The sequence below is a fragment of the Granulicella sp. dw_53 genome (assembly GCF_018449545.1).
GTDB lineage: Bacteria > Acidobacteriota > Terriglobia > Terriglobales > Acidobacteriaceae > Edaphobacter.
Map to the genome: position 1 here is coordinate 1 of NZ_JAAVUR010000034.1, position 11,153 is coordinate 11,153.

The window sequence follows — 11,153 nt, forward strand, 5'->3', positions numbered from 1 at the left end:
ATCCTCTCATCTTCGGCTGTTTAAATCCTAGTTCCGTAACAGACTCGAATCACCCATCCTTGGAGTGGAGGCGAAGCTGGAACGGAAAGGACGAAGCGTAGCGGAGGTCTGCACAAGCGAAGCGCGGAAGACTGTGGGAGACCCCTTGCGACGCGCCGAGAGGCAGAGCCTCTAAGCAGGTTTGTATTCCGCCTTATCTGCGCTCGCGCACTATTGATCGGGGCGTTGCGGTGTGTTCCCAGATTGGGGCATTGAAGCTCTTCCCGGAGCACACTTTCCGGCCCATCTTCTTCTGAAGCAAGTCCACGACGTGAAGCTCATGTCGGGCCGAGTATGCCCGGCTGTAGTGAAGTCCAATATCCCGTGGTCCCTCGTTAGAAGCTCATACGTCCGGGCCAGGATCATGAAATATAGAGTGTGGCCTGCTCCAAACCAGACCATTCCCAGTAGGGTCAGATGAGCACTGCCTGCAAATCCCTCCCCGGTGACGGGGAGAACAATTGCAGCATTTAGGATCCAGACCAACGCAGCGTAGATAAGTCCCTTTACCAAAGCTCGACCTGGGAGAATCCTCTCGATGATGTAGACATATCCAACCGCCATCGAGAGACCGACCAGAATATGAAAGAGACTCTGGGAGTCTTTAAGATTCTTCGAGGAGGCAGCTCCGATAGAGGCCATCTTCGCGGGTTCCAAACGTTCGGATATCCAAAGCAGACACTGCACTGCGAGCTTGAGTAACCCGCCTTTCGCGGTCTCAAGATGGACCAGGCCGGCAGCTTTGAGTACGAGCATATTCACGGCAGTTGCAATCGCTCCAGCCAGCAACCCCGCAGGGAGTCTCGAGAACCTTGAGAGTGACACAGTGAAACCTTTCCTGCCGTGCGCCTCTCTTGATTCCGGCGCTGTTTTCGGGACCGATGCATTGAATAACGATTGGCCCACTCAAGCTATGTGACGATGCCCATCCGCTTCATATAGTCACGCATCTCCTGTTCATCTCCCCGGAAGAGGAGGACGTAGGTTCTCTGCCCATGTGTCCAGCGGCTGTCGCTCCCCTTCTGCTCATGAAAGAACTTGATCGTCTTCTGCGAAGCCATGAGTGCATCGACGATGAGAAGACTGGCGCGTTGTTCGTTCTTCATCCGGAGAAGAACGGCTTTATGATTTGCCACTTGAAGAGAAGTCGCTGCGCGGAATTCAACTTTTCTCAACTCTGATGGCAGGGACGCGGGACCTGACAAAGCTGTTGCGCTCCAATCGAGAAGCTGCTTTTGATCGGTGCTGCTAATCTCCTCGACAGGAGGCTGGTTGAGGATGCTTGCAACCTGTCTGCCGAGGCGTGCTTCTTGAAACCTTGGGCCAATACCAAGCACGATGCCGAAGAGGAGAGACGCGGCGACTGGAAGCATGAACCAGTTGTTCCAATGAGACTTATGGGGCGTCTTCTGAGCGCGCTCATGAGCTAACCCTGCTAAAATACGCGCTTCAAGCGAGTGGCTCTGGGGAATCTCCGAAAAAGTTTGACGAATCGTTTGGTCGCTCGCGCTAATCTGTGCGAAGTGTTGCGCACACTCTGGGCAGGTCGCAAGATGGTCAAACAGTGGCCTGAAGCTGGCAGCATCAGTGCCTGTCCGCCATGCATACATCTCCGATTTGTATAGTTCGCAACTCATCGTTATTTCGCTTTCTTCAACAGAACTAATTTGCTGGAAGGTTTCATGAGCTCATGCAGTCGTTGTCTTGCACGGGAGAGTCTCGACATCACCGTTCCAACTGGAAGCTCAAGGGCTTCGGCGATCTCCCGATAGGAGAGATCCTGAAAATAAAAGAGGACCACTGGCAGGCGATGTCTTTCATCAAGCTGTCTCAGCGATTGATGAAGTGCGAGAGCATCGGTACTGAAGGTGTGGCGATCTTCCGGCTCATAGAGCATCTCGTCAATGGAGACCTCATCCTTGGATCTATCGCCGCGACGCATCTGGCTATGACAGTGCCTCAAGATACCGACGAGCCACCCCTTTACCAGTTCCGTGTCACGAAGGCTCGACCGCGAACGATATGCCTGGAAAAAAGTCTCTTGCGTCAGCTCTTCTGCATCTGTCCGCGAACCGGTCCACCAATAAGCGATACCGAAGAGAAGCCTCTGGTATTGTCTTACCCAGTCGTCGAACATTTGATCGTTGATCTGCACAATACGCTCTCTTTCAGGACCTGCCCGGCCTGTTGCTATAGATAGAGTGTGTTCTTCATCCCGTTTTATTCCAAATGCCCATTTTTTTTCCAAGAACCGACATGAAGACTAAGCTCCGATTCGTTCTGGTTTGACTCCCCATCTCCAATGAACGAGTCAGCCAGTTCGGGGGATTTGCATAAAGAGCAAAAGTTTTAGGCGGTAAGGGAATAAAGCGATTCTCAATCGACACTTCATTGACAAGGAAGATGAGTCGTACAGAGATGGTTAAGGCGCGTTATGAGGAGCGAAGAGATGAAGCTCAAATGGATATTATCCGGCTTGCTGGTCACTTTGACGGCAGCTGCGCAAATGCCCTCTGTCATGGATCAGTTCATGCACGCGATGGAGATGAGCATGACCAAGATGGATAAGGGGATGGCCGCGGCACCCATGAGTGGAGACGTCGATCACGATTTCGCCACGATGATGATGCCACATCATGAGGGCGCGATCGACATGGCCAAGGCGGAGTTGAGCTATGGCAAAGATCCCGTGATGCGCCGGCTCGCAGAGGAGATTATCGTCGACCAGCGATCCGAGATCGATGCCATGAACCTTTGGCTTAGCAAGAAACACTAACCGGCACCGAAAGAGAGAAACCATGCGCTTTTTGCTTATACCCGCACTCCTCACGACTTGTGCGGCATCCGGTCTTGCCCAAAATGGCGACCGCGTCTACACGGCGGACCAGACATCCAACACGGTCTCGGTCGTTGATCCTGCCACGAATAAATTCCTGGGCTCGATTCATCTGGGAGAGGATGTTCCGGCGGCTCTGAGCCCGCTGTATCGCGGTCAGTTGCTGGTCCACGGCCTTGGCTTCTCCCCGGACCACAAGACGCTTGATGTAATCTCAATCGGTTCGAACTCCGTGACATTGATAGATACGGAGACAAATCTGGTCAAAGGCACGATCTATGTGGGACGTTCGCCGCACGAGGGATTTTTCCGTCCCGACGGACATGAGTTGTGGGTTGCGGTGCGTGGTGAGAACTACATTAGCGTCATCGACCCCGTAAAGATGAAGGAAGTGCGCCGCATCGAAACCGCGAACGGCCCTGGAATGGTGCTCTTCCGGCCCGATGGCAAGTACGCATTTGTACCTTCCAGCTTCACCCCAGAGATGGATGTCATTGATACGGCGACCTACGAGGTGATTGCAAGAGTGCCGCAGGTGAGTCCGTTCTCGCCTAATCTGGCCGTCGATCAGGATGAAGTCTGGTTTACCTTGAAGGACACCGGAAAGACCCAGGTTGTGAGCGCAAAGCCTCCCTTCCAGACGCTCGCTACATTAGAAACTGGGCCAATTACCAATCACGTTACTTTCATCACGAATCCCGCTGGACGATTCGCTTACGTTTCAGTTGGCGGCACGGATCAGGTATTGGCTTACCGACGCAGACCTAACGCCGCGCCAGAGCTGGCCGCGACGATCAAGGCAGGCGATCTGCCGCATGGGATCTGGGGCTCCGACGACGGACGAAAGGTCTACGTGGGCCTGGAGAACGGAGATGCGGTTCAGGCAATCGATACGATGACGAATCGCATTGTGGCCACCATCCAGGTTGGCCAACTCCCTCAAGCGTTGGTTTACGTTCCGAAGGCTGTCTCCTCCGAGGCAGGAACAGCAAATCTGAAACCACTTGGACCCGCGACTGGGGTCATCCACCTCGAACTTGTGCCGCAATCTTCGCACTCCTCCGCACACGCGAGTGTCGCGATTAACTCGCTTGGGCCAATCGATAACCTTCAGATTGCCGCGACTGGTCTTACGCCTGGAAAGAAGTACAAACTGATGTTGATTGGAGATGCCGAGCCGCAGGAACTGACAAGCTTCGGCGCCGGTATCGGTGGCGTCGCCATTGCGCAGACGCTTGGTCCCTTAAAGCGCGCCGCCTCTCCTTCGCAAAGCGCAGCCCCTTTGACCCTCGAGGTAAGGGCTGCTGATGGAGATGAAGTTGTGCTCGGGCAGACAAAGTAGCCGTTGCCGAAGCCGTCTTCAATCCGCATTGCTGCAACGAAAGAGGCGGGTGGAAGCGTGTCGCGATCTCCAAAACCGGGATATCGGCTGACTTGAGCAAAGCACATGTGGTCTTGATCTCTTTGGGCGAGAGCTTGAAACGCTGTCTGCTTACACCCGTTCTGCCTGCTAGGTAGAGATTAGGAGGGTTTCCGTCGAGGAGCGAGGCTGATGGCTATGTCCGTCTGCACCCAGTTTCGTTTCCAGGCTTCGGCCTGATTTTCATCAAAGGCAAGCTGGCAGATTCGAGCCTGTTGGCCGGTCCCGAAGTTGCTCCACGGCGTACCCGGATCTTTGCCTTCCTCGATAGGCCGTCTAACAATACCCGATCTAAGCTCCCGATCTGCCTCAGCCCACCCTGTACGCCACCACCTGGTGGCGGTGTGGTATTCGGCTTCATCCCTCAGACGTGCCTCGTATCCGGCCTGATACTCTTCGGACGAGGTATAGCCGCCCGGAACTCCACCATCCGGCATGAGATCGAAGTGCTCTGATTGCGCCATAAATCAATCGCCTTGGGGCGATGATAAAGCAAAACTGTGGGACAACGAAAGTGCTGACCTGTTGTCGCATGCCTTATCTGCTGCTGCGACTGGATGGCATCGGTATCGACACCACACTACTTCTCTAAAGGCAAGTGGATGAGACCACTTCGGTCTCATCCACCCGAGCCGACGATTACTGGTCGTCGGCTCCGTCCGCCGGATCATCTGCGGCTTCGATCTTGGAGAGCCGCTTGATGCTGGTGGCATGGACTTCAGCGATCCGGTGCTTGAAGGTGGTCTTTTTGACCTGATCTTCTACCTCGCGATAACGAAGAATGCCTTCCAGGGTGACGAGCTGGCCCTTCTGAAGGGTCTTGGCGAACTTGGATAGGTTGCTCCAGGCGAAGACGCGATGCCACTCGGTGCGGTTCTCGTAGTCTCCTTTGTCGTTCTTCCAGCTCTCCTGGGTAGCGATGCTGAGGATGACGTACTCGCGGTTGTTCTGAGCGGTTTTGGCTTCTGCGTTCTGTCCGAGGCGGCCGATGAGGATGACTTTGTTGAACATGGTGTTTAGGCTCCGTTTCTTTGGTTTGTGCCGCGGTCTGCGGTACAAGCTTGCCCGTAGGGTGTGCCGTCGCGACCCACTCCCTCGGCGACTGGATGGAATCTGCGGAAGGGGACCCAAACTTGTTTTGGGGCAGGAGTCCGCACCTCGAAGAGGCGCGCAGCGGATTCCGGGAAGGAGAGCGTGCGTCCGAAGGGCGGGGGTGTCTTGAGCGCGGCACGCTGAACGCAGAGAGAAGGACAAACCGGAAGGGAGCCGAACTGTTCAATGGCCTTCCTCACGACGCGAGTCGCAAGAGCCAGCTCAGAGTCCGTAGAGGCATCCCTCGCCCTCAGGATGGAAGAACGATAAAGGAGAATACCCGCACCGATGCTCATCGCTCCGCCCATCTTCTGGCCTTCGCCATGGTCCTGCGGATATAGGCAGCTCGCCTGGAAGGACTGGGATCGCGGGAGAGGTAATGGTCTGCGAGAGCACCTCCAATCCGGTCTTCCTCCATGCCATGGGCGTAAGCGGCGACACAGAAGGCGATATCGGCGGCGGCGGGACGGTCCCGGTACTTGTTGGCGGCTCGGAATCGTTCCAGGGAGAGATTCGAGGACCTCGGTCCCCTGCGGGGAGAAAGAGAACGTCGCAACCGCTCGGCCTCGTATTCCTGCTCCCGGACCTGGTATAGCCCGATGATCTCCCCCTCGAAGGCCTTGGCAGTGGGGTACTGTTGCCCGGTGTGGCTGTGCAGGCGCACGAAAGGGAAGAGGCCGTCCGTCTTTCTGTAGTGGGGTTTGCAGTTGGTGAAGCCGGAAAGTCGTCCGAACCCCCGCCAGTCGGCGGCGCTGGGATCGGCATCGTAGCGAGCCGCCAGGGTCCGGGCGGCGAAGGATGGATAATTCACGCATCCTGATCATTACGCCCGCCGGCATCAGTCTGCCCGTTGATATCGCCGGGACGATGGTTCTAAAGCGCCCGGATATCTCTTCCAACGAGCCCGAGGATTTTCTCGCAGCATTGCGCGATTGGCTCGCGCAAGCTGAACAACTCTACGCACCGACGTTGACGGACGAGCCAACGCGGTTGCTGCAGGCCGGAGAATATCGCGCTTCCGTGATCGCCGCCGTCGCGCTCCTGGAGGCAACGCTGCGAGAGCGATACAAGACGCAGACCTCAGCATCCTCTTCGAGGCCAATGCAGCTTCGGGAGATGGTAGAGAGGGCGCAAGCGGAAGGGCTGCTGAATAACGTCAGCACGCCGAACATCATGGGCTGGCTTCGAATCCGAAACGAAGCTGTTCATACGAACCAGCCAGTCACACATGCCCAGGCCACCGAGATCGTTCGGGGCATAACGCAGCTCGTGCAGAGACCCTAAAGTGCAAGAGGTTTGAGATGGAAAAGGATAGTCTAGTTGTCACGCTGCACTCAAATGCCGGAATAGCCTCCACGAGGCTATTTTTCGGCACTTAAATCCCGGAATTAACCCACTTGTTTGTACTTAAATCCCGGAACGAAACCAGTGCATATGAAGGGAATATCGAAATCTATGCCCTTATATCCCGGACAAACTTCAGTAAGAACTTTGTCCGGGTTTTATGTGCAGTGATCGGGGATTTTAGTGCAGGAATAATGCACTTAAATCCCGGAAAAAGGTTGAAAACAAACAGGGGGATTCCGGGATTTGAGTGCAGCGTGACAGCAGGGAAGCGGAGCCCGTGGCACTCACCCCGGCCCAGAGTCTGCTGCGCCAGCGGGTGCTGGACTCCGTAGCATCGCCTCATTCGAAGCGCAACTACGCCCGGGCGCTCGACGACCTATTCGCCTTCTGTGCCAGCCGACCTCTCTCCCGGTCTCTCTTAATGGAGTGGCGGGCTGGCATGGAATCTTTATCGCCTTCGACGATCAACGTCGGGCTCTCGGCCGTGCGCAATATGGTGGGCGAAGCCCGGCATGCCGGCCTGACCGACGTCCCCAACGTCAGCCAGAAGGGAACCCGCCTGGGAAACTGGCTGACCCGCGAGCAAGCCAAAGATCTGCTGGCCGTCCCCGATCGGTCGACCGTGAAAGGGAAACGCGACTATGTCATCCTGGCCCTGCTGGTCGGCTGTGCTCTGCGGCGGAACGAACTGGCCGAGCTCGACGTCGCGACCATCCAGCAGAGGGAAGGGAGGTGGGTCCTGGCCGACCTCGAGGGCAAGGGCCGGCGAATTCGGACGGTGGCCATCCCGATCTGGGTGAAGAAGGGAATCGATGTCTGGATGACCGCGACTGAGATCGAGAAGGGCCGCCTGCTGCGATCGGTCTCCAAGAGCGGCAAGCTCAATCGCGACACCTTGAGCGACTGGGCGGTCTGGTCCATAGTTGAACAGGTCATCCAAGCAAATCGGGATCGAGCGCTTTGGTGCCCACGACCTCCGCCGCACTTGCGCCAAGTTGTGCCGGAAGAGCGGCGGGGATCTGGAGCAGATCAAATTCCTGCTCGGCCATTCCTCTATCCAGACCACGGAGCGGTATCTGGGGTCTGATCAGGAGATCGTCGTGGTCGTGAATGATAATTTAGGTCTCTAGCCGTTAGTTCGTATCGCAGCGCCGATCGGGCACCCCTACTGACTTTGGCGGTTTTTGTAGGTTGGTCCTTCTTGCAGTGCGACAATTGGCGTTATAATATGTGACATATGGCAAACGAGCTTACTGCAATAGTAGAAGAACTCGGAGGGGAAAAGACCTTTGGAAGACCGGTCCATACCGAACAGGATATGAACAGGGAAATCCTAGCGGGGTTTCCCCATAGTGCCGTAGAGCACTTTCGAATTGTGGCGAGTCTATCGTGGGCAGAGCTAGCCGCAAGCCTAGGGCTTAGTATCCGAAGTCTCCAACGGCGGAAACACCAAGGGCGATTAGAGGGATATGAGTCAGATCGAATTTACCGCTTGGCACGGATCGTGGCTCTCTCTGCAGATTATCTGGGAAGCTCAGAGCGAGGAATCAATTGGCTCAAGCAACCAAACATTGTCCTCGGTGGAATTCGTCCGTTGGACGCTGTTGAAACCGAGTTAGGTGCGCGGCAGGTAGAGAATGTGCTGGGCAGGATCGGGTACGGCGGTCTGAGTTGATCACGGTCTACCGCTTATTGCGTCACCGGTTCGCTGGCTCTGCATTTGATGGACAAGGAAGTTTCCTGTTCGGGGGAAGATGGTCGAATCCTGGCACTAGAATCGTCTACACCGCCGAACATCTGTCTCTAGCAATGCTGGAATACCTAGCACATCTGGATCCGCGAGATCCACCAAGTGATCTGGTTTTGGCGAAAGCAACTATTCCAGATACGGTGAGTCGCATCGTTTATCCGCTCGCGGATCTTCCGAGTAACTGGAGATCCTATCCTGCACCTCCTTCGTTGGCCGAGGTTGGAACGGATTTTGTGAGTGAGGGGAGGGCCGCAATTTTGATTGTCCCTTCGGTGCTTGCCTCACCTGAGGTCAACCTGCTTCTCAATCCGAACCATCCGGATTTTTCTCTTATCTCGAGACCGACAATCGAGCCATTTTCTTATAACGATAGATTGATCTGAATTACCCTTCTCCAAGAAAGTTTTGCATTCCGGCGCTTCTAGGGACACCTCAAGAAACGGAATATTACGTACTGTAAGGACCGCTGAATCTAATGCGATCACCATGCGCTTCGATCAAATCTGCTTGAAACACATCGTTCTCAGCTCTTGTAACCGGGGTCTGAGTAGCAACGGAACAGAAAACCTACATAAGAGTCTTGTGGTCTTGGTGGTCAAGCTTCGTCCAGGCTGGCGGTGCGTGGATCGCGAAGAGGTCTGAGTTCGCCTTTGGCGACGGTGTAAAGGCATAGCGGCCGAGCATCTTGATGTGCTTGAAGCTGAGCGGCGACAGCCGGGCAACATCGTCGGCCAATACCTCCTACCCCTCGGCCCGGAGCTGATCGAGCGCCGCATCCCTGTAAATGGTGTTCCAGAGAACGACTAGGTTGACGACGAGTCCGAGCGCGCACCAAGTTGGTCCTCTTGTCCCTCGCGATAGCGCTGGCGCAGTTCTCCACGCTTGCCATGAAAGAGGACGCGGGCGAGTTGATGGCGTCCTTCGCCCCGATTAAGTTGGATGAGGATGCGTCGGCGACGGTTCGCTTCACGTTAGGGGAGGGTTTCCGCCACGGATACGCTTTCAAGCGTCGCGAGATCGTCATAAGCGGGATCGAGCATAAGCGAGTGCAGTTGGCGGCGGCGAATTCCCATATTGCCTCCGACGAAGAGCGGCAACGCTATAGCGTCCTGAAGCAACCCGGCGAGCGGTAATTCGTGCCCATAACTATCGACGCCTACAACCTGCATGAGATGAGTAATGACCCGGACCGCTGCCTCCGACCCAAACAGCTTGGCGTGGATAGCGAGTTCCAGTGCGCCAGGCGCAGCCATATCAAAGGCGCGGCACGCATGCCAGCTCAGCACTCGCGTAGCCTCGATCGTAGTCTTTGCATCGGCCAACGCGTAGCCGACTGCCTGATGATGGATGATCTGCTGGATGCCTCCACGCCTCTCCCTCTTGGCGAAGGAAAGAGCAAACTGAAAAGCAGCGCGCATCAACGCGACACTGAAGACACCCACGAGAGCAGCGGTACCCGCAAAGCTCTCCGCGGCCAGTTGGAGTCCACTGCCTTCCTGTCCCAGCAAGTTTCCGGATGGAACCTGAACATCGTCCAGGAGGAAGCGCGACGCGATATGCGCCCGGTGTCCCAGCGTGTCGAATGTGTGCTCAAACATCAGGCCGGTGTCGGGACGAGGCACAGCAATGATCGAGATGCCACGGGAGGGGTCAACATTGGCATCGGTGCGGCAGACGACTGTAAGGAGGTCGGCACCTTCCCCGTTCCATCCGGTAGCCGAAGGTATCCATTGCTTCCGGCCCTTGATGACCCACGAGTCGTCAACCCGACGCGCGGTGGTTCGGACTCCTTCTCCTGGGGGTGGAGATCCGGCGTTGGCGCTGCCTCCGGGTTCGGTCGAAGCGAATGCGGCAAGCGGTGCGCCTGTGGTTGCCAGGAAGGGCGGCAGAAACCGTTGGTGCTGCTCTGGCGTGCCGGCAACCGCCAGTGGAGCGAGCCCCAGCGCCGTGGAAAGCATGGTGACTGGTACGTTAGCATCGACGGTATAAAGCTCCTCCGCCATGATCGCGAGGTCAACCAGTCCGGCGGAGTCGCCGCCGACCGAGACGGGAATACACTTACGTAAAAAGCCCTCCGCCACCAGTCGTTCGTAGAACGGGCGAGTTGCTACAAAACGCTCGATAGGGCTCGGCAAATCGCGTATTGCACCCGGCACGCCGGATAGGACATCTTCCGCAAATTGACGTGCTTCTCGCCGCAGGTATTGCTGATTATCGTTCAGCGTAAAATCAATCGGCATTCAATGTCTCCAACATGATAAAAAGTGCGGGCCCTATCCCATCAGCCCACATGGCATTAGGTGCCTGGTGTTATTGGCCATTACGTGAAAATTCAAGCATGCTCAGGTCCTGACCGAGAAGGTTCTGGCACTGCGCGTCATCGTGATCCTTTTGGAGGCGCTTGCAGTCATTTTGTCAGCCGCAGACAATTTGCTTTGCCAACGCTCTTAATCTGACTGCAGTTCCTTGAATAAACGCTCTCCGAACGGAGTTTCTGGGGATTAGGTGGGCTTGTCCGGAGTCGTTTGACGCCGGACAAGCCGCTAGCATTAGAGTTGGAGTCTGCCGCCATCGACCGCGATCTCGGAGCCGGTGATGTACGAAGCATCCTTCGAAGCAAGAAATGTAACGACACTTGCCACTTCCTCCGAGCTCCCGAAACGGCCCGC

The 11,153-nt window shown here is 56.0% G+C and carries 12 protein-coding genes and 3 pseudogenes; 6 read left to right on the top strand and 9 right to left on the bottom strand.

The window, feature by feature from the left end:
- Positions 1–950: 950 nt before the first annotated feature.
- On the bottom strand, positions 951–1,412 hold the full coding sequence (locus HB393_RS24635; RefSeq protein ID WP_213807881.1) for a hypothetical protein: 462 nt from the start codon (positions 1,410–1,412) through the stop codon (positions 951–953).
- Between the two features lie 266 nt (positions 1,413–1,678).
- A complete protein-coding gene (locus HB393_RS24640; RefSeq protein ID WP_213807882.1) occupies positions 1,679–2,194 on the bottom strand; it encodes a sigma-70 family RNA polymerase sigma factor in 516 nt (171 codons plus the stop codon).
- Positions 2,195–2,464: 270 nt separating this feature from the next.
- Between HB393_RS24640 and HB393_RS24645 the strand changes: the two are divergent.
- Together HB393_RS24645 and HB393_RS24650 are read left to right on the top strand one after the other, a co-directional pair.
- Positions 2,465–2,815 (top strand): annotated as a pseudogene (locus tag HB393_RS24645) (DUF305 domain-containing protein); the annotation flags it as partial.
- Between the two features lie 22 nt (positions 2,816–2,837).
- A complete protein-coding gene (locus tag HB393_RS24650; RefSeq protein ID WP_213807884.1) occupies positions 2,838–4,217 on the top strand; it encodes a YncE family protein in 1,380 nt (459 codons plus the stop codon).
- Positions 4,218–4,396: 179 nt separating this feature from the next.
- On the opposite strand, the gene HB393_RS24655 is transcribed toward HB393_RS24650, so the two are convergent.
- The 4 genes from HB393_RS24655 to HB393_RS24670 form a co-directional block, all read right to left on the bottom strand.
- Positions 4,397–4,759, bottom strand: a complete 363-nt coding sequence (locus HB393_RS24655) for a hypothetical protein (RefSeq protein WP_213807885.1) — start codon at positions 4,757–4,759, stop codon at positions 4,397–4,399.
- A 175-nt stretch (positions 4,760–4,934) separates the two neighbouring features.
- Positions 4,935–5,306 (bottom strand): single-stranded DNA-binding protein, encoded by a 372-nt coding sequence (locus tag HB393_RS24660; protein WP_213807886.1) that lies wholly within the window; start codon positions 5,304–5,306, stop codon positions 4,935–4,937.
- Positions 5,307–5,311: 5 nt separating this feature from the next.
- Positions 5,312–5,683, bottom strand: a complete 372-nt coding sequence (locus HB393_RS24665) for a hypothetical protein (protein WP_213807887.1) — start codon at positions 5,681–5,683, stop codon at positions 5,312–5,314.
- The gene (locus HB393_RS24670; protein ID WP_213807888.1) at positions 5,680–6,198 is read right to left on the bottom strand and encodes a DNA-primase RepB domain-containing protein; all 519 of its coding nucleotides are present in this window, start codon (positions 6,196–6,198) and stop codon (positions 5,680–5,682) included. Before HB393_RS24670 ends, HB393_RS24665 begins: the two co-directional genes overlap by 4 nt.
- On the opposite strand from HB393_RS24670, the gene HB393_RS24675 reads away from it, so the two are divergent.
- The 4 genes and pseudogenes from HB393_RS24675 to HB393_RS24690 all read left to right on the top strand — a co-directional run bounded on the left by HB393_RS24675 (position 6,186) and on the right by HB393_RS24690 (position 8,867).
- Entirely contained in the window at positions 6,186–6,671 is a 486-nt protein-coding gene (locus HB393_RS24675; RefSeq protein WP_213807889.1) for a hypothetical protein, read from the top strand. The two genes, HB393_RS24670 and HB393_RS24675, sit on opposite strands and share 13 nt — an antisense overlap.
- A gap of 556 nt (positions 6,672–7,227) precedes the next feature.
- Positions 7,228–7,599, top strand: a pseudogene (locus tag HB393_RS25460) (tyrosine-type recombinase/integrase); the annotation flags it as partial.
- A gap of 58 nt (positions 7,600–7,657) precedes the next feature.
- On the top strand, positions 7,658–7,864 hold the full coding sequence (locus HB393_RS25465; RefSeq protein WP_255551594.1) for a site-specific integrase: 207 nt from the start codon (positions 7,658–7,660) through the stop codon (positions 7,862–7,864).
- 541 nt (positions 7,865–8,405) lie between these two features.
- Positions 8,406–8,867, top strand: a complete 462-nt coding sequence (locus HB393_RS24690) for an RES domain-containing protein (RefSeq protein ID WP_213807891.1) — start codon at positions 8,406–8,408, stop codon at positions 8,865–8,867.
- A 212-nt stretch (positions 8,868–9,079) separates the two neighbouring features.
- Here the strand turns inward: HB393_RS24690 and HB393_RS24695 are convergent.
- The 3 genes and pseudogenes from HB393_RS24695 to HB393_RS24705 all read right to left on the bottom strand — a co-directional run.
- Positions 9,080–9,443, bottom strand: a pseudogene (locus tag HB393_RS24695) (Tn3 family transposase); the annotation flags it as partial.
- 12 nt (positions 9,444–9,455) lie between these two features.
- Entirely contained in the window at positions 9,456–10,724 is a 1,269-nt protein-coding gene (locus HB393_RS24700) for an acyl-CoA dehydrogenase family protein (RefSeq protein WP_213807892.1), read from the bottom strand.
- A 309-nt stretch (positions 10,725–11,033) separates the two neighbouring features.
- On the bottom strand, positions 11,034–11,153 hold a 120-nt coding region (locus HB393_RS24705), incomplete at its 5' end, for an SDR family oxidoreductase (RefSeq protein WP_213807893.1).

What these genes read in the sequence shown, in the direction of transcription:
- HB393_RS24665 (WP_213807887.1), bottom strand. Translation starts at nt 5,683, where the DNA reads ATGAGCATCGGTGCGGGTATTCTCCTTTATCGTTCTTCCATCCTGAGG.
- HB393_RS24660 (WP_213807886.1), bottom strand. Translation starts at nt 5,306, where the DNA reads ATGTTCAACAAAGTCATCCTCATCGGCCGCCTCGGACAGAACGCAGAA.
- HB393_RS24650 (WP_213807884.1), top strand. Translation starts at nt 2,838, where the DNA reads ATGCGCTTTTTGCTTATACCCGCACTCCTCACGACTTGTGCGGCATCC.
- HB393_RS24700 (WP_213807892.1), bottom strand. Translation starts at nt 10,724, where the DNA reads ATGCCGATTGATTTTACGCTGAACGATAATCAGCAATACCTGCGGCGA.
- HB393_RS24655 (WP_213807885.1), bottom strand. Translation starts at nt 4,759, where the DNA reads ATGGCGCAATCAGAGCACTTCGATCTCATGCCGGATGGTGGAGTTCCG.
- HB393_RS24675 (WP_213807889.1), top strand. Translation starts at nt 6,186, where the DNA reads ATGGATAATTCACGCATCCTGATCATTACGCCCGCCGGCATCAGTCTG.
- HB393_RS24635 (WP_213807881.1), bottom strand. Translation starts at nt 1,412, where the DNA reads ATGCTTCCAGTCGCCGCGTCTCTCCTCTTCGGCATCGTGCTTGGTATT.